Consider the following 24,958-nt stretch of genomic DNA (forward strand, 5'->3'; position numbering starts at 1 on the left):
CAAGGGGACATCCTGTGAACCGTCGCTTCATCGATTGGCTCTGGCACGTCCGGGGCAGCCTGCCGCTCGCGCCGGGGCAATCGCGTGACGACGCCTTTGGCAGGCTTGACCCCCTGTTCCGCGAGGCGGGCACCAGCCACGACCGGACGGACGATACCCTGACCTTCCGCAAAAAGGGGCAGGGGGCGCAGGACAGGATGTCGATCTTCGACGGCGGCGTGCTTCAGATCAGGAAGGGTGCGGCGGGACTTGTGCTGCACTATCATCTCAGCAGCCGGGCCTTGCTGTTCTGCTTTCTGGCGCCCCTGCTTTTCCTGGGCTTTGCCCAATTGACCATCGTCGCCGGGAAGATCGAGAAGGCAACCGCCCATGCGACGGCGAAAAAGCCCGAGAAAAAGGATGCGATCCTGCAGCTGCATCCGATCGACAAGTTTCTGGGTGCGCCCGCGCCCGAAAAGCCGAAGAAGGACAAGGCGAAGTCGGAGGAGGATGACAAGAAACCTTCCCCCAGGGCCGCCTATATCTTCGCCGCGATCTTCGCCTGCCTCTATGTCGTCGGGCGCGTTCTGGAAGGCAGGCTGGTCAGGTCGCTGTTTCGAAAGAGCCTGCTAGGCGCATAGCGTCTTTCCGTCCGCCTGGAGCGTCGTGCGCAAAAGTGAGAACCGGTTTTGCGCAAAAACGATGCGACGTCAAAAGTATAGAGCGCGCTGCATGACTCGGATTTAACGCAACGCGCTCTAGCGAAAACGCTCCGGCCATGCATCCTCAATTGGGACGTGGGGCGACCGGATATATGATGAAATCGTCATGCACCTGCGGTTGCTCCGGTACATTCAGGGCGGCCTTGAGCCCGGTCTGAAGCTCCGTGATGCTTGCTGCCGGCAATTCCAGCAGATGTTCGTCAGGATGCGCCTTTGCTTCGTGGGGATAATCCCGGCCGGGCGACCGCGTCATTTCGATATGCGCGCCCAGCACGGCGCGGACGGGATGCCGGGCCGCGAACGCCGCCACCCGATCGACGCTGGCGCGATCGTCAGGCAGGAAATTGACGGGCACATAGAGACGGCCGGGATAAAGCGTGTCGCCTGACAGCAGGATCTTCAGCCTTGGATCATAGACCATGATCGCCGCGGCCTGGTGGCCTGGAGTCGGAATGATGGTGAGCGCGCGGCCGCCAAGGTCGAATGTGGCCAGGCTGTCGGGCCAGCGCGCAATGCCGAAGAAGCGGGCCACGTCCTGGGGCTCAAGCCCGATGACCGTCGTGTCGGGCCGGTCGCGAAAGGCGCTGTCGCCGGCGACATGATCGCCATGGCTGTGGCTGTGCGCCACGACCAGCGGAACCGCGGGGCGTCCATGCGCCGCCGACCATTGCGCCACCAGCCGGTCCACCGCGGGTCGGATGCGGCCGCCCTCCGCGCCGGTGTCGATCAGCAGCGCCTTGTCGCGGCCGAAGAGCAGGTAGAGAAAAGGTGCCTCGAAATTGGTCTTCACCGACTGGCGGATGACGAAACTGTCGTTGTCCAGCGCCTGCACCTGGACTTCCGGTTCCTGCGGCAACGTCCCGTCGATCCAACTCTCGGCAAACAGCCGGGGCGCCGCAGCTCCCTTGGCCGACAGGGATGGCTGGCCGCAAGGGACCATGATCGCCAGCATGATCCCGGCCAGCCTGGCCGATCGAACGACCGCAGTGCCGCGCGCTGTCATGTCCCGCCTCCCTTTCCTTGCAATATCTTCCGGAACATTCTCATGGGAAGGAAAGCAAGCTTTCCGTAGATGTCGAATCCTCGGTAACATCGGATGCAAGAGATCGACTTCAAAATGATCGATATATGGAAAACGGGGAGCGATCCGTCATGGATACTCCCCGTTCCCGGATGTGGTTCAATATTTGAACCGTGCTTCAATACCGAAGGTTCGTGGGCTGATGACTGCCCGCTTGTAGTAACGCAGGACCACTCCATCGTTCAGCCCGACGCGGGATCGGTCGTTGGCGACCGAAGACACCGCATATTTGTCGAAGATGTTGTTGGCAAAGATGCCCAGGCTGTATCTTTCGGTTTCATAGGCCAGCGAGGCGCGATGGAGCACATAGCCGGGCAGCTTGTCGCCAAAGGCGCGATCCCAGCCGAGCCGCGTCACGACGCTGCCGCGATAGGTCGCCGTCCAGTCTGCGACGATGTTGCCCTCCTTGAACGGCAGGGTGTAGGTCGCGCCCAGGCTGCCGCTGTTCTTCGCCGAACCGGGCAGGCGGTCGCCGGATAGCGCGTCGAGCTTGATCGGAACGCTGGGATAGGTTCCCGCCGGATCGTTGACGGGTATGTTGTCCGGCACATTCTGGGTCAATTTGGCATTCGTGTAGGAATAGGTGCCCTGGATCGACAGGCCGTCGACAGGCTTTACCTGGAAAGAGGTTTCAAAGCCTTCTGACTTCGCCTTGCCGCCGTTCACCGTGATGCCGACAATTCCGTTCAGCGTGGCCGAATCAAGCTGAATACCATCCCATTTGATATGGAAGATGTTGAAATTGAACGTCAGCTTGCGGTCGAACCATTGGGTGCGGATGCCGATTTCCGCATTCTTGGTGGTATCCGGGCCATATTGGACTTCGTTCGGCAGGCCGCAGGGCAGCTGGGTATTGTTGATATTGTCGCCGTCCGGATCGTTGGGCAGCGGATTGGGGCAGGGGGCGACACTGTTCGGACCGCCGATGCGATAGCCCTTGCTATATGTCCCATAGAGCATGATGTCGGGCGTGAAATTATAGGAGCTGTTGAACTTCCACACCCAGCCGCTCTTCTTCGCCTTGCCCCCGGCCGGCGGCATGTCATAGGGACTGACCGGATCACCGATCAGCGGCACCACAAGCGCGCCGGCGATCTTCGAAGTATATCCGAAGTATCGTGCACCTGCCGTAAGTTGCCAATTCGGCGTCACCCTGAACGTGCCTTCGCCGAAGATTGCCTTTTCGGTGACTTTCGAGCTCACATAGGATGCATATTCGACTTCGTCCGGATTGGGCTGCGTTCCGAATTCGACCCAGGGATGGTTCGGCACATGCTCGACATAGTCGCGATGCAGCTTCTGACGGTTGAAGAATCCACCCAGCACCCAGCTGAACGGCCCGCCATGCCGTGAAACGAAGCGGACCTCCTGGTTGAATTGCTTGCGTCGATCGACGGACTCGTTCCAGCTGGAGAAGGCCGGAAACGTCTCATAGCCATAATCGAGGTCGAGCAGCAGGTCGGTATTGTCGCTCCGCCTCTGGTTCCTGACGTCGGTATAGGCAGTCGTCGCGACGAGATCGGCGAAGTCCGCCAGATTCGCGTTGATTTCCATGCTGCCAAGATGCGCGCGCCGCTTCACAGGTTCGAGATAACGGGCGGCATTTTCATATCGGCCCGTCCCCAGAACGCCGTTGCTGTTATATTGGCCGCCGTCGGTCCTGGTCTGCTGATAGGCATAAGTGAAATTGGCCTGCAGATCCTCGCTGAACTGCACCAGCAACTGGTTGCGTGTGGTGAAGGTCTTTTCGAAGTTGACGTCGTCCCGCCTTTTCAGATTCGCGGCATAATCCGCGGGGGTGACGGCGTCAGGACCGCTCGGCTGCGGCAGGGACACGCCAGGCTGCTGCAACAGCAGGGGGGAATCGATGAAGCCGGGATCGTAATAATAGCCCGTCGCCGACCGGAAGGCGACATGATCCTGGAAGATCGGTATGTTGATGACCCCGTCCAGCTGGAAGCCGGTATTGCCGCTATGATCCTTGCCATAAAGGCGGCCATGCGCCTCGCTTCCGAAGGTCGTCAGGTTGGGCCGGTTCGGGATGTTGCGGATCGCGCCCGCCAGGGTGCCCAGGCCGTAAAGCGTGCCCTGCGGACCCAGCAGCGTTTCCACCCGCGCGATGTCCAGCATCTTGAAGTCGTAATAGAGCGGAACCTCGCCCAGATATACGCCGATCGCATCGTCATAGGAATTGCCCGAGCTGTCCGTGTCCGACGCGTTGAGGCCGCGCAGCACGATCGTGCCGGTCGAACCGGGGCCAGTGTCGGAAATGGTCATGCCGGGCGTGAAGTCAGCGAGATCGCGCACATCGTCGATCCGCTGCTTGGCAATCTGCTCCGCGCCCACGGCGCTGATGTTGATCGGAACGTCCTGGATGGTGGCTGCGCGGCGGGTGGCCGTGACCACGATCTCGTTGCGGTCGCCGCTCGATCCGTCATTTTCCGCGGCATCCTGCGCGAAAACCGTATTGGTGCCGACGCCCATCAAAATGGTCGCGCCCATTAGCGTATTGCGTAGCAATTTCATAGTCTCTCCGACCCCCTTGCCGTTGAGCCTTGAGTGACATCCTTCCTCTTGACGCTCTGGACGAGCCGGCGTCTTGTCACATAATTTGCCCGCCGCAGGACCGATCATTTTTATAATGGCTTACACTGCAGCCGTTTCTGAACAGCCTGTCATGGCGAAGCGGAAAGGTGACGATACATTTCCGAACATCGCGCAAATCACATGGAGTTCCGCGCTTGAATGCCGCGCGCGCTATGCGGGCGACAGCCGGTATCTCGCCCGGCACTGCTGCATCGCTGACCCCTGTTCGATCCACATGCCCTCACTTTGCGGCAGATCGCCCTTTCCCGTTCCGCCGCTCGCATGAACGACACAGGACACGGTATGGATATTACCTATCGCGTCAAGCGTAATAATTCCGCACCTGCTCAGTATGAAGGACGGAACGTGTTGCATTGCATTAAATGGCGGATTTTGGCGGGATGAGCATCTTGTCCGACAAGATGGCATCTCTTGCAACACCTCGTCAGACCCGTGTGCCGCCCAAGGATGGAAAGGCTTCGACCCGGCGAATCGCCCCGGTGGCGAACCTGTTCCGAATCGTCTGATAATCCGCTTAATGCAGCAGGATGGGAGAAGGATCTCGACGATGTCCCCGCACGTTGACGATTTTCCGACAGCGCCGGGCCGGCCCATGTCTGGTTCCGACGTTATTACATCTTATGAATGTCGTAATATTTTCTATGGACAAGGCCATGCAGCAAGGCGATGCTGCATTGCGAAAGGGGATCGAATCATGATCAGGACGGTTGGCAAGGCAGGCATGATCGCAGCGCTCGCCGGGGCTCTCATGCTCGCCTCCTGTTCACAGGCGCCCGATCCCGCGACCGGGCAGCGGAAAGAGTTCAGCATCGGCTGGTCAATCTACGCCGGATGGATGCCGTGGCCCTATGCGCAACAGGCGGGCATCGTGAAGAAGTGGGCCGATAAATACGGCATCAAGATCAATGTCGTGCAGGTCAACGACTATGTGGAATCGATCAATCAATATACTGCGGGCAAGTTCGACGGCGTGACCGTCACGAACATGGATGCGCTCACCATTCCCGCTGCCGGCGGCAAGGATACGAGCGCGATCATCGTGGGCGATTATTCGAACGGCAATGATGGCATCCTGCTGAAGGGCGCGGATCAGCTCGCCGCGATCAAGGGGCGGCAGGTGTATCTGGTCGAGCTTTCCGTGTCGCATTATCTGCTGGCGCGCGGGCTCCAGACGGCGGGCCTCAAGCCCACCGACGTCCGGACGGTGAACACGTCCGACGCGGACATAGTGGGCGCCTTTGGCAGCCCAGCGGCCAATGCGGCGGTGGCCTGGAATCCGCAGCTTTCGGTCATGAAGGCGCAGCCGGGCGTGAAGCAGGTGTTCAGCTCGGCCCAGATCCCGGGCGAAATACTGGACCTGCTCGCCGTCGATACCGCGACGCTCAAGGCGAACCCCAATCTTGGCAAGGCGCTGACAGGCATCTGGTATGAAACCGTCGCGTTGATGCAGCGGCAGGACGCGCAGGGCAAGGCGGCGCGCGCCGCCATGGCCAAATTGTCGGGCGCCACGCCGGAAAGTTTCGACGGCCAGTTGTCGACCACGCATCTCTATGCCGATCCCAAGGCAGCGGTGGCCGCGACCGTTGCTCCGGCGCTGGTCAAGACCATGACCCAGGTTCGCGACTTCAGCTTTTCCAAGGGGCTGTTCAAGGGCGCGTCGTCGGCCGACGCCGTGGGCATCGCCTTTCCCGGCGGAAAGACGCTTGGCGATCCGCAGCGGGTGACGCTGCGGTTCGACGACAGCTTCATGAAGCTGGCGGCGGACGGAAAACTCTGATCGCGTTCATTCGATCCTGCCGAAGGTGATGAGACGATGCGTTGGGTGAATCGACATGCGCGCCGAAGCGAACGGATCTTCTGGGGTTCGCTGCCGATCCTGCTGCTGGTGCTGCTTTACCTGTTCATCGCGGCGCAGCGCCATGCCGCCAATCCGCTGGACAAGATCCTGCCGCTTCCCGGCAGCATGGCAACGGCGATGGCCGCGCTGCTCTTTCAACCGGACCCGCTGACCGGCCAGCTTGTCTTCTGGGCCGACACGCTGGCCAGCCTTCAGCGCCTGGGGCTGGGCCTGGGCATCGCCACGCTCTCGGCGTTGGTGGCGGGGCTTGTGCTCGGCGTCCTGCCGCCGGTGCGCGCGACCTTCGGACCCCTGGTGACGGCGGTCGCGGTCATCCCCCCCATTGCGCTGCTGCCGATATTGTTCATCGCGCTGGGCCTGGGGGAGACGGCGAAGGTTGCGCTCATCGTGATCGGCATCGCGCCCGTCATGATGCGCGACATCGCCGCCCATGTGGCAGCCCTCCCGCGGGAGCAGATCATCAAGGCGCAGACGCTGGGTGCCAGTTCCTGGCAGATCATGATCCGCGTCGCCCTGCCGCAGGCCATGCCGCGCCTGCTGCACGCGGTCCGCCTGTCGCTTGGTCCGGCCTGGGTGTTCCTGATCTCAGCGGAGGCGATCGCGTCTGATGTGGGTCTTGGCTACCGGATATTCCTGGTCCGCCGCTATCTCTCGATGGACGTGATCATACCCTATGTCGCCTGGATCGCGATCCTTGCGATCCTGATGGATGTGGCGCTGACCCTCGCCAGCCAATGGCTTTACCCCTGGGCACATGGAGAGCGGCATTGAGCGCGCTGCTGTCCCTTCGCGACATCTGGGTCGAATATGGCGACAAGATCGTCCTGGAGAAGGTGAACCTCGACATCGAAACGGGTTCCTTCGTCTCGATCATAGGGCCCTCCGGCGCCGGAAAGAGCAGCCTGCTGCGCGTCGTCCTGGGCCAGGAAGTGCCCAGCCGCGGGACCATATTGCTGGACGGAACGCCGCTTACGCCGGAATGCGGGCCCGATCGCGGCGTCGTGTTCCAGCGCTATTCGGTGTTCCCGCACCTTTCCGCCCTGCAGAACACGATCTTCGGGCTGGAATGCGCCGAGGCTCCCTTCGCGGGCCGGCTGTTCGGCCATGCGCGCCGCGCAGCCAGGGCGGAGGCGGAGGAGATGCTGGACGCGGTCGGCCTGCGCGATTCGATGCATCTCTATCCCGCGCAGATGTCGGGCGGCATGCAGCAACGTCTTGCCATCGCCCAGGCCCTCATCAAACAGCCTCGCATCCTGCTTCTCGACGAGCCGTTCGGCGCCCTGGATCCCGGCATCCGCGCGGACATGCATGTGCTGATCACGCGGCTTTGGCGGGATTATTCGCTGACGATCATCATGGTGACCCACGACATCAGGGAAGCCTTTTCGCTCGGCACGCGGGTGCTTGCGCTCGACAAGCGCCGCCATGACCCGCACGCGCCCCATCGGTTCGGCGCGACCGCGGTTTACGACCTGCCGCTGCGCGACCGGTCAGAACCGGCGGCGAGCGAAGAATCCGACGCTCCGGACGAGAGCGAACGGAATGAAGAGGAAAGGACGGATCATGAGTAGCGACACCGGAACTCTGGCGCGGCTCAGCATGAGCCTGCCGGGCGATCTGTTCCGGCAACTCGACGCCATGGTGGAGGAACGCGGGCTGCCGTCGCGGTCCCAGCTCATTGCCGAACTGATCCGCCACGCGCTGGCCGAGCATGAGGCCTTCACCCGCCCGGACGAGATGCTCGCGGGCACCATCACGATCGTCTATCGCGGCGATCGGGGGCGGGTGCGGCATCAGCTTGCCCAGACGCAGGCGGATTATCTCAAGGAGGTGATCTCGTCCCAGCATGTGTTCCTGGAAGGGGACCAGTCGCTTGAAGTGCTGCTGGTGCAGGGGCCTGCGTCCCTGTTGAAGGAATTGTGCGACGCGCTGCGCCGGGTCCGGGGGGTCCACCAGCTTCAGCTCGTCACGACCACCGCGCTGCTGCCGCCGCTCTATGAGCAGGAAAACGGCAGCCAGAAGGGGAATGCCGCATGACCGGATCTCTCGCCAATCCCTTGGCCGCCCGTGATCACGCCCGCAGCATGGCGGGGACGGTGGTGGAGGCGATGCCGCTGTTGCCGCCGGCGGCGGATGACCTTCCGGCCGACGTGCCTGCCCAGGACCTGTTGTGGGAAGAAACGATCGCGGCCGGCGGCTATGCCACGCGCCGCCTGCCGCGCGGCGCGCGCCTGCGCCTGATCGACCTCAGGGGCGATGCCTGCGCATCGATGCTGCTGTTCAACGCGGACATGCCGACCGAGCGGCTCAACGTGGCCGATACGGTGAAGGTGCAATGGAACGCCTATCTGGGCCAGGGCAAGCTGCTGCTGTCGGACATGGGCAGGGTGCTCATGAGCTTTCTGGAGGACAGCGCGGGCACGCATGACAGCTTCTGCGGGACTTCCAACGCCGCGACCAATGCCGCCCGCTACGGCAATGGCGCCAATAGCGGGCCTTGTCCCAACGGACGCGACCGTTTCCTGCTGGGCGCGGCGAAGCACGGGTTGCAGCGGCGCGACGTCCATCCCTGCGTGACGCTGTTCAAGGGCGCGAAGATCGAGGTGGATGGCGCGATCACGCCGCTGATCGGACCCTTTCCCGCCGGCCGCAGCGTCGTGCTGCGCGCCGAGATGGACGTGACACTGGTCATCGCCAACTGCCCCCATGTCCTGGACCCGCGGGAGCGGTGGACCGTGACGCCGCTGCGGGCCAGCGCCTGGCGCGGCCCCGTGACGCCGGAGGACGACGTCATCCGCAATGCCACGCCGGAGGGACTGCGCGCCTTCCTGAATGTCGAAGATTATTATCGCCGCTAGAGCGCCTTTGCCTTTGAGCGAAAACGCTCTGTCTTTTGATCCCGCATCTTCCGGATTGTCGACCATCAGGGGCCAACTGGAAAAATGCCCAGGAAAGAACGGGTTTCCGCATGAGCTTTGATCCCCATTTGACGGGCCTTTCGGGGGCCATTGTCCATGATGTCGTGGTGCCCGCACGGGCGCCGTGGCTGCATCATGTCGATGCCGGCCAGACATTGCGCATCGTCGACCTGGAAGGCAACCAGGCCGTCGACTTCCTCCTCTATTCGGCGGCGGACGACGCTGAACGGTACAGCGCGCAGGATACCGTGGCCGCGCAGGGCAATCTGTTCCTGCGCGAGGGCACGGTGCTGCGATCCAATGAGGGGCGCGCGATGATGACCATCGCGGCGACGTCGGTCGACTATCACGATACCATCGGCGGCGCCTGTTCGTGCGAATCCAACACGCTGCGCTACGGCCACCACACCAAGTCCGAACATGCCTGCGTGGAAAACTTCCTGGAGGCCAATCTGCTGGAAGGGCGCGGCAAGCGCGACATCGTTTCCAACATCAACTTCTTCATGAACGTGCCGGTCGAGGAAGACGGTTCGCTCGGCATCGTCGACGGGATCTCCGCGCCCGGCCTGACCGTGGACCTGAAGGCGGAAATGGACGTGATCGTCGTCGTGTCGAACTGCCCGCAGATCAACAATCCCTGCAACGGCTTCAACCCAACCCCCGTCCGCATGATCGTGACCGCATGAGCTTCGATACGGTCCTCATCGCCAATCGCGGCGCTATCGCCACGCGCATCATTCGCACCTTGCGGCGCATGGGCCTGCGCTCGGTCGCGGTCTATTCCGAAGCGGACGAAAATTCCCTGCACGTCGCGCAGGCGGACGAGGCGGTCTGCATCGGCCCGGCGCGGGCGTCGGACAGCTATCTCGACATCAATGCCATATTGAGCGCCGCCCGCGCCACGGGCGCCGGCGCGATCCATCCGGGCTACGGCTTCCTTGCCGAAAATGTGGAGTTTGCCGAAGCCTGCGCCGCAGCCGGCATCGTCTTCATCGGCCCGACGACCGACAATATCCGCACCTTTGGCCTGAAGCACAGCGCGCGCGCCCTGGCGGCGGCCCATGGCGTGCCGCTGGCGCCGGGCACCGGCCTGCTGACCGATGAGGAGGAGGCCGTGGCGGCGGCGCGGGATATCGGGTTCCCCGTCATCCTGAAGGCAACGGCCGGCGGCGGCGGCATCGGCATGCGCATCTGCGAGGAGGAAAGCGACGTTCGGGAGGGCTTTGCCGCCGTGGCGCGCCAGGGCCAGAGCAATTTCGGCGACGCGGGCATATTCCTTGAACGCTATATCCGCAGGGCGCGGCACATTGAAGTGCAGCTTTTCGGCGATGGCGAAGGCCGGGTCATGCCGCTGGGAGAGCGCGACTGTTCGCTCCAGCGCCGCAACCAGAAGGTGGTCGAGGAATCCCCCGCGCCCCTGTTGCCGCCCGCCGTCCGCCGCGAGTTGATCGCCGCCGCCACCCGCCTGGGCCAGGCCGCCGTCTACCGCTCCGCCGGAACCGTGGAATTCCTCTACGACGCCGAGCGCCAGCAATTCTTCTTTCTTGAGATGAATACGCGCCTGCAGGTCGAACATGGCGTCACCGAAGAGGTGATGGGCATTGATCTGGTCGAATGGATGATCCGCGGCGGCGCGGGCGACTTTGCCTTTCTCGACGCGCCGCCGCCCCAGCCGCGCGGCCATTCGGTGGAGGTGCGGCTCTATGCCGAAGATCCGACGCTCGATTATCGTCCGACTTCCGGAACGCTGACGGCGGTTCAGTTCCCCCCCGACATCCGCGCCGAAACCTGGTGCATGGCAGGCAGCGACGTCAGCATCTGGTACGATCCGATGCTGGCCAAGCTGATCGTCCATGCCCCGACGCGTGATGAGGCGATCGCAAAGATGCAGGCCGCGCTCGACCAGAGCCGCGTCGATGGCATAGAGACAAATCTGCGCTGGCTGCGCGATGTGGTCCGGTCCGACGCCTTCGTCAGCGGCGAGGTGTCCACCCGCGCTCTTGACGGCGTCGTTTCCCATCCCAGCAGCATCCGCGTGATCAGCGGCGGCACCGCCACCACCGTTCAGGACTGGCCGGGCCGGCAGAAATTATGGGCGGTCGGCGTCCCTCCTTCGGGGCCGATGGACGATCAGTCCTTCCGCATGGGCAACCGGCTGCTGGGCAATCCCGAAGGGACCGCCGGACTGGAAGTCACGGTGACCGGCCCGACGCTGGACTTCACCGCGCCGGCGCGCATCTGCCTCATGGGCGCTGATTTCGGGGCGACGCTGGATGGCCAGGCCGTGGCACGGGGCGTCGCGATCGACGTGGTGGCCGGCCAGACGCTTGCCCTTGGCCGCGCGTCCGGCGGCGGCCTGCGGGCCTATATCCTGTTCGCCGGCGGTCTCGACATCGCGCCCTATCTCGGCAGCCGCAGCACCTTCGAACTCGGCCAGTTCGGCGGGCACGCCGCTCGCCGGCTGCTGGCGGGCGATACCCTGCACCTCGCGCGCGATCGAACAGGCGCGCCGCTTGCTTCCGCCGACCTGCCGGCTCTTTCGACGCAATGGACGTTGCGCGTCCTCTATGGTCCCCACGGCGCGCCGGATTTCTTCACCGATGCCGATATAGAGGCCATCGTCGCCGCCGAATGGCAGGTCCATTACAACAGCAATCGCACCGGCGTCCGCCTGATCGGACCCAAGCCGCAATGGGCCCGCGCCGACGGCGGCGAGGCCGGGTTGCACCCATCCAACATTCACGACAATCCCTATGCCATCGGTGCCGTCGACTTTACCGGCGACATGCCGATCATCCTGGGCCCTGACGGCCCTTCGCTTGGGGGTTTCGTCTGCCCCTTCGTGGTGATCGCGGCCGATCGGTGGAAAATCGGCCAGCTTGCGCCGGGCGACAAGCTGCGTTTCGCCCCCGTCAACATCGACGATGCGGCCGTGGCGGATGCGTTGCAGCGGCGGCTGCTCGCCTCCGGATCGGTGGAGGATGCCGCGCCGGTGCGGCCGATCGAAATGCTCTCGCCCATCCTTGCAGAGATGCCGGAGCAGCCCGGCCGTCCACGGACTGTCTATCGCCAGCAGGGTGATCGCAACATCCTGGTCGAATATGGTCCCATCATACTCGACATAGAATTGCGGATTCGGGTCCACGCACTGATGACGGAGCTGGAACGGATCGCCCTGCCCGGCATAATCGATGTCGTTCCGGGCATCCGTTCGCTGCAACTGCATTTCGACGGCGAACAACTGGATCAGCGTGCCGCGCTGGCAGCGCTGATCTCTGCGGAGGAGCGCCTGGGCGACCTTGAGGATTTCACCATTCCTTCCCGCGTGGTCCATATGCCGCTCAGCTGGCGCGATCCGGCGACGATCGAGACGATCGAGAAATATATGGGCGGCGTGCGCGCCGACGCGCCCTGGTGCCCGGACAACATCGAATTCATCCGTCGCGTCAACGGCCTTCCCGACGCGGCGGCGGTGGAGCAACTGATCTTCGAGGCGAATTACCTCGTCCTGGGGCTGGGCGACGTCTATCTGGGCGCGCCGGTCGCGACCCCGGTCGATCCGCGGCACCGGCTCGTCACCACCAAATACAACCCCGCCCGCACCTGGACGCCGCCCAATGTCGTGGGCATCGGCGGCGCCTATATGTGCATCTACGGGATGGAAGGACCGGGCGGCTATCAACTGTTCGGCCGGACCATCCAGGTGTGGAACACGCATCGCCAGACCGATGTCTTTGTCGAGGGGAAGCCCTGGCTGCTGCGCTTCTTCGATCAGATCCGATTCTATCCGGTCAGCGCGGAGGAACTGGCCGAATGGCGCCGCGATTTCCCGAGCGGGCGGCGTTCCATCCGGATCGAACCGTCGGAGTTCCGGCTGGCCGACTATCGCGCCTTCCTGGCTGAAAATGCCGATGCCATCGCCGCCTTCGAGGCGCACCGGCAGGACGCCTTCGACGAGGAGCGTGCCGAATGGCAGCGCAGCGGCGAGTTCGACCGCATCACCAGCCTGACGGAGGCCGACGCGGCCGAGCCGGACGTGATCGACGTGCCGGAGGGGGCCGATCTGGTCGAAACGCCCTTTGGCGGCAGTATCTGGAAATTGCTGGTTGAGGTCGGCGACGAAGTGAAGGCGGGCGATACGATTGCCGTCATCGAGGCCATGAAGATGGAATGCGCGGTGCAGAGCCCCTTCACCGGCACGGTCGCGGCCATCTATGTGCAGGAGCGGCAGGCATTGCAGCCCGGCGCACCGGTGCTGGCGTTGAGGGCCGGGGCATGACCGCGTTCGACCGGCGCAGCGCTGCGGCAATCGCGGGAGACATCAGGGCGGGCCATGCCAGTGCGGTTGCCGTGATGGAGGAGACGGTTGCCCGGATCGCCGCCTATGACGCCGTGCAGCCGCAGATCTGGATCAGCCGGGCAAGGCCCGACGACCTGATCGCGGCCGCGCGGGCCATCGACGCCCGCCTCGCCGCGGGAGAGGACCTGCCGCTGGCCGGCGTTCCGTTCGCGGTCAAGGACAATATCGACGCCGCCGGGTTCGACACGACCGCCGCCTGCCCGGCCTTCGCCTATCGTCCGGGACGGTCGGCGACGGTCGTCGAACGCCTGGCCGCGGCCGGCGCGATCTGCGTCGGCAAGACCAATCTCGACCAGTTCGCCACCGGCCTCAACGGCACGCGCAGCCCCTATGGCAGTCCGCGCAACGCCTATGATCTCGCCTATGTCAGTGGCGGGTCCAGTTCGGGTTCCTCGGTGGCGGTGGCGGCCGGGCTGGTCCCCTTCGCGCTGGGGACGGACACGGCCGGTTCGGGCCGCGTGCCCGCCGCCTTCCAGCATCTGGTCGGGTTCAAGCCGAGCAAGGGGAGATGGAGCAATCGCGGACTGGTGCCCGCTTGCCGCACGCTGGATTGCATCACCGTCTTCACCGGCGATACCGCTGACGCCGGCTTGCTCGACGGGATCATTGCCGGCTTCGATCCGGCGGACCCCTATTCGAAGCCGTTGTCGGACCTCCCGCGCCGGTGCAGGACCATCGGCGTGCCCCGCCGGGACCAGCGCGCCTGGTTCGGCGACGTGGAATCCGAATATCTGTACGATCGCGCATTGCAGCGGCTGGCAGGGCTGGCCGATATTGTGGAGATCGACATCGCACCGCTCCTCGAAGCGGCGCAACTTCTCTACGGCGGACCCTGGGTGGCGGAGCGGGCCGCGGCCATGGCGACGCTGCTCGCCGACGATCCCGACGCGATCGACCCCACCGTGCGGGAGGTCGTGGAACCCGGGCTGACGATTGGCGCGGTGGAATTGTTCAACGGCATCTATCGCCTGGCCGAACTCAAGCGGCATTCCGACCAGCAATGGGCCGATATCGACCTGATGGCCTTCCCGACCACAGGCACCACCTTCCGCGTTGCCGAACTGCTCGCCGCGCCGGTCGCGCTCAACAGCGCGCTTGGCTATTACACCAATTTCGTGAACCTGCTCGACATGGCTGCCGTGGCTGTTCCAGCCGGCATCAGGGCCAATGGCACCGGGTTCGGCATTACCCTGATCGGCCCCGCCGACAGCGATCGCGCCCTGCTCGACGCGGCGGACGCCTATCTCGCCAAGGCTGATCTTCCTTCCCCACCCCCGCTTGATCTGGAGGGCAAAATGCAGACCGTGAAACTCGCCGTCGTGGGCGCTCATCTCAAGGACATGCCGCTTCACTGGCAACTGACATCGCGCGAGGCGAAGTTCGTCGGCGCCTTTGAAACGGCGCCGACCTACCGGCTCTATGCCATGGCGAACAGCGTCCCGCCCAAGCCGGCGCTCGTGCACAGCGAGGATGGCGGCCCGATCGCGCTTGAGGTTTACGAGCTGGGTGTGGCGGAGTTCGGAAGTTTCGTGGCCGAAGTGCCTGCGCCGCTGGCGATCGGCACGGTGACGCTGGCGGACGGCAGCAGCGTCAAGGGCTTTGTCGCAGAGCCGCGCGCGCTGACGGGCGCGGAGGACATTACGGCGCTGGGCGGCTGGCGCGCCTATATGGACGGAAGGGCCTAGCGATGCCGAAGCTCCGCATCATGGGGCGATTTCCCGGCGATCGGCGCCGATCGCTGGCCAGGAAATCCGCGCTTGCCGCCGCGCTGACGGCAAGCTGCGCCACCTTCCTGTTCGCTTCCCCCGCAAGCGCCGAGCAGGTGATCCAGGTGCCGGGCTTTGCTGATTTCCTGGCGGTCGATGGCGACGGCGTCTGGGTGACCAACGCCGGTCGCGTCGAACGCTGGACCCGGAAGGGCAAGAAGGCGGAAGTCGCCATGGGGCGCCCCTGCGGCGCCATGGCGATATTGGCCGGATCCTTATGGGTGGCCGATTGCGCGCAAAATGCACTGGTCCGGATCGACACCGCCACCGCCGAAAAGACGGCGACCATAGCCACCGGCATCGCCAATCCGAAGGGCGAACTCAACATCGTCGCCGAAGCCGGATCGATCTGGGTCGCCAGCGACCAGAAGGGTGTCGTCTCTCGCGTCGATCCCGCGAGCAACCAGGTGACGGCGACCGTCCCGGTCAATGCGGGAACCTATTATCTCGCCTCCGGCTTCGGCTCGGTCTGGGCAGTGAGCAGCGACGGCGCGACGATCCAGCGCATCGACCCGGCGACCAACAGCGTGGTCAAGACCACGGCGCTGGGCAAGCAGCCGGGTTTTCTGGCGGCCGGCGAAGGCGCCGTCTGGGTTCAGGAACAGGGCGACGGGACGGTCGCCCGCGTCGATCCGGTCAGCGGCGAGGTGACCGGCCGCGTCAAGGTGGGCGAGGTGCTGCAATATGGCGATATCGACACGGGCGGCGGCGTCATATGGCTGCGCACGACCGAAGGGCAGACCTTCGTGGCGATTGATCCCGAAACGCTGACGATCAAGGCTCGCGTCGGCAAGGTCGAAGGCAGCGGCGCGCTGCGCTATACCCGCAAGGGCCTTTGGACATCGGCGCATGACGTGCATACGCTGAGCTGGTGGCCCCATCCGGCCAGGCTGGCGAAATGACCGGGGCGCTGCCCTGATCATGTCGCGTACTTGTTCTTCCGGAATTTGTCTGGAAATGCGTCAAAGGCGCATTTCCAGACCGTCCTTCTGGATTTCGATCTGATTGAATCAGATCACCGCTCTGGATTCCTTGTTTTCCGCGATTTCTTGACCAGCGATCGGTTCCGATCGCTTGAAAATGCGGTATCAAAAGACCAGAGCGTTTCCGCTCATGGTGGAAATGCTCTAGCGGAGCGCCGCGACGCGCACCGGCGCCGGAGTCATTGCCAGTTGCGCTTCGACCTGGGCGTGGATGTCGGCCACCACGGATGCGCGGCAGGCGCGGGCCTTGGCTTCCAGGGCGAGGTGGATGCCAGCCAGCCGGTCACCGCAGACCGCATTGGCCGCCTGCTCCATGCGGATGGCAAGACGCTGTTGTCCCTGCGCGGACGACAGGTCCAGACCCCTCAGGTCCAATATCGCCTGATCCTGCGCAAAGGGATTGTCGGCGGCGCTGGCAATCGCCGGGATGGCGCATGCGACAGCGGCAAGGGCGGCAAGGCCAATCTTCATCATCATCTCCTGTGTCTTGAACCAATGCCGCTCTCCGGCGACTGCGGATCACATAGTTCCGGGAGATGAAACTTTCAATACAAGACTTCAAATCGTTATTTTATTACTGATAGCGAAGTGTTTTATTACTTGGCGTGAACGACCAGCATCGTCAGCCTTTCACTCCGGCCCAACAGGCCTGTTGGCAGGTGGACCTCGCTCTCGCCACCGCCAACGGCAACCGTGATCGTCCGGGCATGGGGAAGCGACCATTGGCGGACAGTATCGACAGGCAGCCGCACCCGCCATTTGCGCGCGCCGTCCACCGATACCGCATGGCCGTTGATCATGACCGGGGCGCCCGCGTCATCGCGACGGCCCGACACCAGCAGGCAACTGCCGGATCGGCAATGGACCAGCCGGGTGCCCGGCTCTTCGGTCGCCAGGGCGGGCGTTGCGGCAGCGGCAAGCATCGCGCCCAGCATCAATTTGCCGAAAGGGGTCATGGCGTTGGCGTCCCTCGCTTCATGGGATGTCGATCCCGGCCTGCTCGAAATAGCGGCGCACCGGCTCCAGCACCGCCGCATGCCGTTTCCACCGCCCGACCGATCCGGTGTAGATCGGCTGTCGCACCTGGGCGGCGCTGGGGGTGGAAACCGGGGCATTATTGCTGTGGAAGGACAGGCAATCCTCCGACCAGTCCAGCCCGCAATGGGCAAGAAGCCGGCGCGTCTCACCCTCCAGATCGGCAACGAGATCCTCGTAGCGCAGCTCGATCAACTGGCCGGGCAGGGCCTGGCGCCACCGGACCATCAGCCGATCGAAGCGGACATGATAAGCGGCGGTATCCAGAAGGTCGTAGCTATAGTCATAATAGGGAGAGCCGACGGCAAACAGGTTCCGGAAATTGCTGAGCACCGTATCCATGGGATCGCGGCGCAGGCAGATGATCCTGGCCGAGGGCAGCGCCCGCGCAATGAAACCGGCGTAGAAGAAATTGCCGGGAAACTTGTCGATGAACCGAAGGGTTGCGTCGCGCCGATGGTGGCTGGCCCGTTCCAGATAGTCGCGCCCGATCGCCGCCATGTCGGCCTGCGCCGCGGCTGCGATCGTTTCCGCATCCATCACCGTGGACGTGCGCGTGCCGCCAGCCTTCTTCACGGCCAGCGGCATGGCCTGCAGTTCGCCCGCGCTTTCGACCTGCGGATGGGAGGAGAGGATGCGGTCGACCAGCGTCGTGCCGGTGCGCGGCATGCCGATGATGAAGATCGGATCGGCCGTGGATGGCCCGATCGCCTGCGGCAGCGGCCAGGCTGCCTCGATCGCGTCGAACAGCGCGGCGTCACGCGCGAAGGCATAGGGCAAGGTCCGGCGATGTTCGGCGTTCGCGACGCAAAGCCGCGCCAGCGCGTCGTCCGGCCGCCCGATGTCCTCCAGCTCCTTCGCCAGCGCATAGCTGAGCAGCAGCCGCCCTCGACCGTCGCCGGTGCCGCCCAGCGTCCGTTCCAGCCGCTCGACATGATTGCATGCCGGCGTCTGCTTGCGGATGCCGGCCAGCAGATGGTGGGCGCGGGCATCGCCGGGCGCGAGGGCGATCAGCGCCTCCAGCGCGGCATCGGCCTCTTCCGCCCGGCCCAGGAAGTTGAGCGTGACGGCCTGATTGTAGCGATAATTGCCGTTCTGCGGCTCCAGCCGGACCGCTTCGTTGAAATGCGCCAGCGCGGCGGCATGGTTCCCCAGCCGGGCATAGACGCAACCGATGGTATCGCGGCTGAACGCATCGGCGGGCGGCGCCGCTTCGGCCTCCCGCAGCGTCGCTGCGGCATCGCCGTCCCGGCGGATCATGATCAGCAGCCTGGCGAGCTGCGCGCGATATTCCCCCCTGGGGTCGATCGCCACCGCCTGATCCAGATGGCGGAGCCCGGCCTGGATGTGCCCGGCATTCGACTCCGCGACGCCAAGCAGGAAATGGCCTTCGGCCTCCGTGGGATTGTTCGCCACCATTGTGGCGGCAATCTGGCGCGTCGCCTGGATGTCGCCCCGCATCAGCGCGTTTCGCGCGGCGCTGACCTGCCGGGCGAACATCGTCGTCATGCCGGTGCCGCGCCTTCCACGGCGTTCTGGACGGCGGCATCGGCCTCGATCTGGCCGTCGGCCATGCTCCCCCGGACCCGCGCCGCGCCCTTGCCGGCCCGGGCCCTGTCGATCAGGGGCTGGAAGGGGAATAGGGTCTGTTCCCAGATCGACAGGCGGCGGCGGTCATCCTGGCCGACCAGCGCGGACTCGCCTTCCCGATAGGTGCCGAAGATGCGGTCCAGCAGGATCAGCGAATTGCCGTAATTGCAGCGCGTGCTTTCATAATCCGTCGAATGGTGCAGGCTGTGGTGGCGGATCGTCGTGAAGAAGAAGGCGTACCAGATCGGCGGATCGGCGCGGACATTGGCGTGGGCGAAGGTGGAGATCACCCCCAGCACGTTGATCGCCGCGAACACGGCGCTGTTGTCGAGGTCGAACAGCGCCACCACGCTCAGGCTGATCAGCACCAGCTCTATGGGGTTGCCCACCGCGCCCTTCGCGGCGTTCAACTGGGTCAGGTGGTGATGCGGGGCATGCGTCAGCCAGAAGGGCGTGCTGTTGTGCATCAACCGATGCATCCAATATTGGCCGAATTCGATCAGGAACACCACCAGCGCCACCTGCAGCAGCCATGGCATGTGCATGGCCCATTCCGTGGTGATGCCCAGCGAAGCCTTGGCCGCCTTGAGCGGATCCTCGGCAAGCTTCGTCGAAACCCAGGATATGACGGTTGCGCTCAGAATATTGTAGAACAGGTCGGTGAAGAATTCCTGCCTGTTCATCCGCCAGCCCGAATGGCGTTCATGGACCAGCTCCAGGAGCAGGACGATGATGGTGATGAGGGGCGACATCACCACGAACGTCCACGGGTGATCCAGCAAGGCCTTCGGACCATAGGCCCAGAACAGCAACACCGCAGCGATCATCGCGGGCGGCATGGAGTTGAAGATCCTGTCCTTCATCGCGCTTCCCGTTCCCCGGCCGTTTCCCGCCCGCTTGCGCCGACAGGCGATTCCGTCGGACAGGCGTGGCTTTCATTCGGATGGGAAGGCTGTGCTGCGCTGCGTCAATCGGGCAGACGCAAAGTTTTGATGCAATGCATAGATCAGATCTATGTCCTGGTCTTTGCCCGCAACCTGCGGATCACCTCGTCCCAGAAAAGCTGCGTGGCCGTGTCGCGGGCGCGTTCGGAACGGGACAGGAGGAAGATGTCGTAGGACGGCTCGGTATCCACATCCAGGATCGGCCACAGCCTTTCGCGCGCCACATCATCCTCGGCCGCCAGCACCGGCAGGAAGCCGATGCCGACACCCTGGACGATCAGCCGCTTCGCCTCGTTGATGTCCTCGGCCAGGCCGTTCACCTTCGTTCCCAGCCGGTATCGGCGGCGCAGATGGGTGATCAACTCGATCTCATCGTCTCCGGTAAGGACGAATCCCTCGTCCCTGAGGTCGTGGAGGCGGTTCAGCCGATATCCGAAATAGGGGCTGTAGCGGGAACAATAGAGCTGCTGGCGCTCCACCAGGAGCGGCTCGTACATCAGGCTGCCGCGAACGCTGCTGTCATAGCCGACGCCGATCTCGACCTCCCCCTGTTCCAGCGCATCGAGCACCTGACGCCAGGGCGACACCCGGATCTCGATGTGGATGGCCGGGTTGCGCCGGTGCAGGCTTGCGATCGCCTCGTCGAATTCCGGCGAAACCAGACCGGATATGATCTGGATGCGAACGATCCCCTCGACCCGCTTGGTCGCCTGGGCGATCTGGTGCGGCATCATCTGCGCCGATTCGAGCATGTCCTCGCAAAGCGCCATCATCGCCTTGCCGGCCGCCGTCATCTCCACGCCGGTCGCCGTGCGGTGGAGCAGCGTGACGCCGACATGATCCTCCAGCCGCTTGAGCGCCGCGCTGATGCTCGGCTGCTGCCGGTTGAGCTGCCGCGCCGCCGCACCGATCCCGCCGGCGCGGACGATGTCGACGAAGGTGCGCATCAGGTTCCAGTCGACACGGCTTGCGAACCTCTTGTCGACTAGGATCGATCGATCACTCATGTTCCGCCTCCTTCGCCAGAATGACGTGGTCATAGATCAAATCAATGGAAATCATCGAATCGTCCCATCTATGCCTATGCCCCGCTTCGCCTAGCGTTGCGCCATGGCTGTCCTTCCCTTTGTCGACATATCCAGGCTGGCAAGCGCTTCCCGCAAGGACAGGCTTGACGTAGCCCGCGCGCTGGACCGCGCCTGCACCGATGCGGGCTTTCTCTATATTGGCGGGGCGCAGTTGGACTGGGCACTGTTTCGCCGCCTTGTCGCGCGGGCCAAGGCGTATTTCGCGCTGGACCATGAGGCGAAGATGGCCAGCTATATCGGCCATTCGCAGAACCACAGCGGCTATGTGCCCGTGGGAGAGGAGCAGTTCGGCACGGGCACCAGCGATCTCAAGGAAGCCTATGACATCAACCGCGACTATCTGCGGCCTGACGATCGCCGGCCGCTGCTGGGCCCGAACAACTGGCCCGAAATGCCCGGATTTCGCGAGGACGTGTCGGCATATTACCGGCACCTGTCGGACATTGGCGGCCAGATTTTCCGCGCCTTCGCGCTGGCGCTGGGGCTGGAGGAGGATCATTTCGACGCGCATCGCCGGAACCCGCCCAGCCAGTTGCGGCTCATCCACTATCCGTTCGATTCCAGCGCGCAGGACAGGCCGGGCATAGGCGCCCATACCGACTATGAATGCTTCACCCTGCTCTTCGCCACGGCGGCGGGCCTGCAGATTCTCGACCGGAACGGCGACTGGGTGGACGTGCCGCTGATGGATGGCGCGATGATCATGAACATTGGCGACATGATGGAGATCCTGTCCAACGGGCGCTATGTCGCGACGACCCATCGCGTGAAGAAAGTGGCGCAGCAGCGCTACTCCTTCCCCTTCTTCCACGCCTGCGACTATGACTATGTCGTGGCCCCGCTGGTGCCGGGCGAAACACCCCGCTATCCGCCGCTCAGGGGTGGTGAACACCTGTTCAACCAGACGGCGCAGACCTTCGCCTATCTCAAGCGCCGGATCGCGAAGGGGGAACTGGTGCTGGCCAACGCCATGCCGCTCGATTCCTTCGGGCGGCGTGCGGGAAAGCCGGGCGCATGAGGCTGGCCGACTTGCCTCATGCGCTGCCCCCGGTGGTTCCGGCCCAGCCGGCCTTTCCGCGCCGCCTGCTGGGGGCTTTCCGGCGCAAGAGCATCACCTTCTGCACCGGCGTGACGGATGAGGCGACCGTGGTCTACTGGTTCCAGTCGCGCAGCTTCACGCTCGACCTGCGGCTGCCCGACGGCGCCGCCACATCGGTGTCCGACCGGCAGGGCTGGGTCGGCGACACGCTGTGGGATGAGGAAAGGCAGCAAATGTCCTGGTCGATCGCCAGAAGCTACCAGCCGCGCAACCAGTGGCCGGAACCGGCGGAGCTGCGCTTCATGGGCAACAGCGTGCTCGAATTCGCCCCATCGGGCGCCTATGTCGAGGATTGGCGGCAACAATCCTTTCGCGGCCCTCTCCTTGGCCTGCGGCTCCTGAGCCTGCATGACGAGGATATGGGGCAGGACCTGCCGATGGACGGCGGGTTGATCATCGCGGGAAACCATGTCGCCTATGCGCAATCCCGATTGCCGCGACTGGACGCGGCCCTGCGCAATGCCACCGGTCTGGACCAGGCGCTGACGGACCGGCTGCTCACGCCGGAAGAGATCGAAAGCTATGAGGTGTCGGTGGCGCTGGATGGCCGGACCATCACGCACAGTACGCAAGGCGGCAGGGTCGGCCGGCAGATCGCGTCGGGGACGTTCGCGCTTCAGCCGGACGGCAGCGTCCTGCTCTCGCGGCGGGTGGGAGGCAGGCGCTGCCGGTTGCGCTTCGCCATCGACATCCACCTGCCTGATTTCACATTCGATCGACAGACGGAGGGCGCGTCCCAGACAGCGGAGTGGATGGAGAAGGAGCGATCCCATCTTTTCCGGCACGCCGCGATCGCATCCTGACCGCCGCCCGATCGCGCTGCGACGGCTGGTCCGGTCGGCGCCGTCGTCAACAACCAGCCGATCATCGGCCTTGCATTTTGTATGAGTATAACGATACCAATTCTCGGCAGCGGCATGGCGACCCATGCCCGGCCAGGAGAGAAGCGCGTGTCCCACCAACTGCCCAGCATCCAACCCACGCGTCGGGGGCTGCTCGGCGGCGCGGGTGCGGCCGCGATCGCCGCCGGCTTCGGCGGCGTGCAGCCATCCTTCGCGGCGCAGGCGGGTGCGGCGGACAGCGTGGCGCGGCCGCCCCGGCTCAAAGCCTTCGACATGGCGGACGTGACCCTGGGGGAGGGGCCGTTCCTCCACGCCCAGCGCATGACGGAGGCCTATCTGCTGCGGCTCCAGCCCGACCGGATGCTGCATAATTTCCGCGCCAATGCGGGGCTGAAGCCAAAGGCGCCGGTCTATGGCGGATGGGAATCGGAACCGACCTGGGCTGACATAAACTGCCACGGCCACACGCTGGGCCATTATCTTTCCGCCTGCGCGCTTGCCTATCGCTCCACGAAGGACCGGCGCTTCAGGCAGCGCGTCGACTATATAGCGGGCGAACTGGCGGCCTGTCAGAAGGCGGCGGGATCGGGGCTGGTCTGTGCCTTTCCCGACGGCCCGGCGCTGGTGGCTGCGCACATCCGCGGGGAAAGGATCACCGGCGTTCCCTGGTACACGCTGCACAAGGTCTATGCGGGCCTTCGCGACGGCGCGCTGCTGGCCGACAGCGCAGCGGCGCGCGACGTGCTGATCCGGCTGGCCGACTGGGGCGTGGCCGCCACCCGCCCGCTTTCCGCCGCGCAGTTCGAAGCGATGCTGGCCACCGAACATGGCGGCATGAACGAAATCTATGCCGACCTTTTCGCCATGACCGGCAGGGAGGAATATCGGCATCTCTCCCGGCGCTTCTCCCACCAGGCGGTGATGGAACCCCTGGCGGAGGGCCGCGACCTGCTGGACGGCATGCACGCCAACACCAATGTGCCCAAGGTCGTCGGCTTCCAGCGCGTCTATGAAGTAACCGGCGATGATCGCTACGCCAGGGCGGCCGCCTTCTTCTTCCGCACGGTCGCCCACACCCGCTCCTTCGCGACGGGCGGCCATGGCGACAATGAACATTTCTTCGCCATGGCGGATTTCGACCGGCACGTCTTCTCGGCCAAGGGATCGGAAACCTGCTGCCAGCACAATATGCTGAAACTGGCGCGGCTGCTCTTCATGCAGGATCCGCAGGCGGATTACGCCGATTATCATGAACGCACGCTCTATAACGGCATCCTCGCCTCGCAGGATCCGGACAGCGGCATGACGACCTATTTCCAGGGCGCGCGGCCCGGCTATATGAAGCTCTACCACACGCCGGAGGACAGCTTCTGGTGCTGCACCGGGACCGGCATGGAAAATCACGTGAAATACCGGGATTCCATCTATTTTCACGATGACCGCGCGCTCTATGTCAATCTGTTCCTGCCATCCTCGGTGCTGTGGCGGGAAAAGGGCGCGGAACTGGTCCAGCGCACCGCCTTCCCCGACGCACCCGTGACCAGCCTGCAATGGAAACTCCGCGCCCCAGCGCAGATCGCGCTGCGCCTGCGCCATCCCCGCTGGAGCCGCACCGCCACGGTGTCGGTCAACGGACAGGAGGTGCTGCGCTCCTCGACGCCCGGCAGCTATGTCGAGGTCGACCGCCTGTGGCAGGACGGCGACCGGGTGGAGCTGCGCCTCGCCATGGAAGCTGTGGTCGAAAGCACACCCGCCGCGCCGGACATCGTCGCCTTCACCTATGGACCGATCGTCCTGGCGGGCGCGCTTGGCAGGCAGGGCCTGGCCCCGGGCGCCGACATCATCGTCAACGAACGCAAATATGGCGAATATAATGGGGGCGCCGTCGCCGTGCCGACCCTTGCCGGCGATCCGAAGGCGCTGGCGCAACAGATCAGGCCCGGCGCAGCCCCGCTGGAATTCACCATCGCGGCGAAGGACGGCACGCCGGTCCGGCTCATCCCCTATCACCGCATCGCGCATGAACGCTATGCGACCTATTGGCGGGTGGAGCCGGCATAGAGCGTCCCCGCCAAGTCCCAAACGG

The 24,958-nt window shown here is 64.3% G+C and carries 20 protein-coding genes; 13 read left to right on the top strand and 7 right to left on the bottom strand.

All coding sequences use genetic code 11. The annotated features are described in order from the left end of the window. The first annotated feature begins 14 nt into the window (after positions 1-14). Positions 15-620 (top strand): hypothetical protein, encoded by a 606-nt coding sequence (locus ACN9MX_RS16600; protein WP_363829607.1) that lies wholly within the window; start codon positions 15-17, stop codon positions 618-620. A 145-nt stretch (positions 621-765) separates the two neighbouring features. On the opposite strand, the gene ACN9MX_RS16605 is transcribed toward ACN9MX_RS16600, so the two are convergent. Next, entirely contained in the window at positions 766-1,704 is a 939-nt protein-coding gene (locus ACN9MX_RS16605; protein ID WP_363829609.1) for an MBL fold metallo-hydrolase, read from the bottom strand. A gap of 177 nt (positions 1,705-1,881) precedes the next feature. Beyond that, a complete protein-coding gene (locus ACN9MX_RS16610) occupies positions 1,882-4,308 on the bottom strand; it encodes a TonB-dependent receptor (protein ID WP_363829611.1) in 2,427 nt (808 codons plus the stop codon). A gap of 775 nt (positions 4,309-5,083) precedes the next feature. Between ACN9MX_RS16610 and ACN9MX_RS16615 the strand changes: the two genes are divergently transcribed. The 9 genes from ACN9MX_RS16615 to ACN9MX_RS16655 all read left to right on the top strand — a co-directional run bounded on the left by ACN9MX_RS16615 (position 5,084) and on the right by ACN9MX_RS16655 (position 16,193). Then, a complete protein-coding gene (locus tag ACN9MX_RS16615) occupies positions 5,084-6,166 on the top strand; it encodes a putative urea ABC transporter substrate-binding protein (protein WP_363737410.1) in 1,083 nt (360 codons plus the stop codon). A 36-nt stretch (positions 6,167-6,202) separates the two neighbouring features. Then, positions 6,203-7,018, top strand: coding sequence for an ABC transporter permease (locus ACN9MX_RS16620; protein WP_363829613.1), 816 nt, complete (start codon positions 6,203-6,205; stop codon positions 7,016-7,018). Beyond that, entirely contained in the window at positions 7,015-7,818 is an 804-nt protein-coding gene (locus ACN9MX_RS16625) for an ATP-binding cassette domain-containing protein (RefSeq protein WP_363829616.1), read from the top strand. The genes ACN9MX_RS16620 and ACN9MX_RS16625 overlap by 4 nt, the downstream gene beginning before the upstream one ends. Then, the gene (locus ACN9MX_RS16630; protein WP_133652750.1) at positions 7,811-8,284 is read left to right on the top strand and encodes a CopG family ribbon-helix-helix protein; all 474 of its coding nucleotides are present in this window, start codon (positions 7,811-7,813) and stop codon (positions 8,282-8,284) included. Before ACN9MX_RS16625 ends, ACN9MX_RS16630 begins: the two co-directional genes overlap by 8 nt. Continuing rightward, a complete protein-coding gene (locus tag ACN9MX_RS16635) occupies positions 8,281-9,105 on the top strand; it encodes an urea amidolyase associated protein UAAP1 (RefSeq protein WP_363829618.1) in 825 nt (274 codons plus the stop codon). The genes ACN9MX_RS16630 and ACN9MX_RS16635 overlap by 4 nt, the downstream gene beginning before the upstream one ends. 110 nt (positions 9,106-9,215) lie before the next feature. Then, positions 9,216-9,851, top strand: a complete 636-nt coding sequence (locus tag ACN9MX_RS16640) for an urea amidolyase associated protein UAAP2 (protein WP_363829620.1) — start codon at positions 9,216-9,218, stop codon at positions 9,849-9,851. After that, a complete protein-coding gene (gene uca, locus ACN9MX_RS16645) occupies positions 9,848-13,444 on the top strand; it encodes an urea carboxylase (RefSeq protein ID WP_363829623.1) in 3,597 nt (1,198 codons plus the stop codon). Before ACN9MX_RS16640 ends, uca begins: the two co-directional genes overlap by 4 nt. Continuing rightward, the gene (gene atzF, locus ACN9MX_RS16650) at positions 13,441-15,210 is read left to right on the top strand and encodes an allophanate hydrolase (protein WP_363829625.1); all 1,770 of its coding nucleotides are present in this window, start codon (positions 13,441-13,443) and stop codon (positions 15,208-15,210) included. Before uca ends, atzF begins: the two co-directional genes overlap by 4 nt. A 2-nt stretch (positions 15,211-15,212) precedes the next feature. Next, positions 15,213-16,193, top strand: a complete 981-nt coding sequence (locus tag ACN9MX_RS16655; RefSeq protein ID WP_414714647.1) for a DUF6923 family protein — start codon at positions 15,213-15,215, stop codon at positions 16,191-16,193. A gap of 225 nt (positions 16,194-16,418) precedes the next feature. On the opposite strand, the gene ACN9MX_RS16660 is transcribed toward ACN9MX_RS16655, so the two are convergent. The 5 genes from ACN9MX_RS16660 to ACN9MX_RS16680 form a co-directional block, all read right to left on the bottom strand. Next, positions 16,419-16,751: a UrcA family protein gene (locus tag ACN9MX_RS16660; RefSeq protein WP_363737402.1), complete on the bottom strand. Its 333-nt coding sequence runs from the start codon at positions 16,749-16,751 to the stop codon at positions 16,419-16,421. 119 nt (positions 16,752-16,870) lie between these two features. Beyond that, positions 16,871-17,230 (bottom strand): hypothetical protein, encoded by a 360-nt coding sequence (locus tag ACN9MX_RS16665; RefSeq protein WP_363829627.1) that lies wholly within the window; start codon positions 17,228-17,230, stop codon positions 16,871-16,873. A gap of 19 nt (positions 17,231-17,249) precedes the next feature. Further along, positions 17,250-18,818, bottom strand: a complete 1,569-nt coding sequence (locus ACN9MX_RS16670) for a tetratricopeptide repeat-containing sulfotransferase family protein (RefSeq protein WP_363829629.1) — start codon at positions 18,816-18,818, stop codon at positions 17,250-17,252. Beyond that, the gene (locus tag ACN9MX_RS16675) at positions 18,815-19,762 is read right to left on the bottom strand and encodes a sterol desaturase family protein (RefSeq protein WP_363737399.1); all 948 of its coding nucleotides are present in this window, start codon (positions 19,760-19,762) and stop codon (positions 18,815-18,817) included. Before ACN9MX_RS16675 ends, ACN9MX_RS16670 begins: the two co-directional genes overlap by 4 nt. A 149-nt stretch (positions 19,763-19,911) precedes the next feature. Then, entirely contained in the window at positions 19,912-20,850 is a 939-nt protein-coding gene (locus tag ACN9MX_RS16680) for a LysR family transcriptional regulator (protein WP_363829632.1), read from the bottom strand. Between the two features lie 103 nt (positions 20,851-20,953). Between ACN9MX_RS16680 and ACN9MX_RS16685 the strand changes: the two genes are divergently transcribed. The 3 genes from ACN9MX_RS16685 to ACN9MX_RS16695 all read left to right on the top strand — a co-directional run bounded on the left by ACN9MX_RS16685 (position 20,954) and on the right by ACN9MX_RS16695 (position 24,933). Then, positions 20,954-21,949, top strand: a complete 996-nt coding sequence (locus ACN9MX_RS16685) for an isopenicillin N synthase family dioxygenase (RefSeq protein WP_363829634.1) — start codon at positions 20,954-20,956, stop codon at positions 21,947-21,949. Next, positions 21,946-22,833, top strand: coding sequence for a hypothetical protein (locus ACN9MX_RS16690; protein WP_363829636.1), 888 nt, complete (start codon positions 21,946-21,948; stop codon positions 22,831-22,833). Before ACN9MX_RS16685 ends, ACN9MX_RS16690 begins: the two co-directional genes overlap by 4 nt. A gap of 312 nt (positions 22,834-23,145) precedes the next feature. Next, a complete protein-coding gene (locus tag ACN9MX_RS16695) occupies positions 23,146-24,933 on the top strand; it encodes a glycoside hydrolase family 127 protein (protein ID WP_363830430.1) in 1,788 nt (595 codons plus the stop codon). Positions 24,934-24,958: the final 25 nt, after the last annotated feature.

Source organism: Sphingobium sp. R-21 (genome assembly GCF_049913335.1).
Classification (GTDB): domain Bacteria; phylum Pseudomonadota; class Alphaproteobacteria; order Sphingomonadales; family Sphingomonadaceae; genus Sphingobium.

Coding starts and splice junctions, on each gene's coding strand:
- ACN9MX_RS16665 (WP_363829627.1), bottom strand. CDS start 17,230: ATGACCCCTTTCGGCAAATTGATGCTGGGCGCGATGCTTGCCGCTGCC.
- ACN9MX_RS16655 (WP_414714647.1), top strand. CDS start 15,213: ATGCCGAAGCTCCGCATCATGGGGCGATTTCCCGGCGATCGGCGCCGA.
- ACN9MX_RS16640 (WP_363829620.1), top strand. CDS start 9,216: ATGAGCTTTGATCCCCATTTGACGGGCCTTTCGGGGGCCATTGTCCAT.
- ACN9MX_RS16660 (WP_363737402.1), bottom strand. CDS start 16,751: ATGATGATGAAGATTGGCCTTGCCGCCCTTGCCGCTGTCGCATGCGCC.
- atzF (WP_363829625.1), top strand. CDS start 13,441: ATGACCGCGTTCGACCGGCGCAGCGCTGCGGCAATCGCGGGAGACATC.
- ACN9MX_RS16695 (WP_363830430.1), top strand. CDS start 23,146: ATGGCGGACGTGACCCTGGGGGAGGGGCCGTTCCTCCACGCCCAGCGC.
- ACN9MX_RS16680 (WP_363829632.1), bottom strand. CDS start 20,850: ATGAGTGATCGATCGATCCTAGTCGACAAGAGGTTCGCAAGCCGTGTC.
- ACN9MX_RS16635 (WP_363829618.1), top strand. CDS start 8,281: ATGACCGGATCTCTCGCCAATCCCTTGGCCGCCCGTGATCACGCCCGC.
- ACN9MX_RS16605 (WP_363829609.1), bottom strand. CDS start 1,704: ATGACAGCGCGCGGCACTGCGGTCGTTCGATCGGCCAGGCTGGCCGGG.
- ACN9MX_RS16615 (WP_363737410.1), top strand. CDS start 5,084: ATGATCAGGACGGTTGGCAAGGCAGGCATGATCGCAGCGCTCGCCGGG.
- ACN9MX_RS16670 (WP_363829629.1), bottom strand. CDS start 18,818: ATGACGACGATGTTCGCCCGGCAGGTCAGCGCCGCGCGAAACGCGCTG.
- ACN9MX_RS16620 (WP_363829613.1), top strand. CDS start 6,203: ATGCGTTGGGTGAATCGACATGCGCGCCGAAGCGAACGGATCTTCTGG.
- ACN9MX_RS16690 (WP_363829636.1), top strand. CDS start 21,946: ATGAGGCTGGCCGACTTGCCTCATGCGCTGCCCCCGGTGGTTCCGGCC.
- ACN9MX_RS16675 (WP_363737399.1), bottom strand. CDS start 19,762: ATGAAGGACAGGATCTTCAACTCCATGCCGCCCGCGATGATCGCTGCG.
- ACN9MX_RS16630 (WP_133652750.1), top strand. CDS start 7,811: ATGAGTAGCGACACCGGAACTCTGGCGCGGCTCAGCATGAGCCTGCCG.
- ACN9MX_RS16685 (WP_363829634.1), top strand. CDS start 20,954: ATGGCTGTCCTTCCCTTTGTCGACATATCCAGGCTGGCAAGCGCTTCC.
- uca (WP_363829623.1), top strand. CDS start 9,848: ATGAGCTTCGATACGGTCCTCATCGCCAATCGCGGCGCTATCGCCACG.
- ACN9MX_RS16610 (WP_363829611.1), bottom strand. CDS start 4,308: ATGAAATTGCTACGCAATACGCTAATGGGCGCGACCATTTTGATGGGC.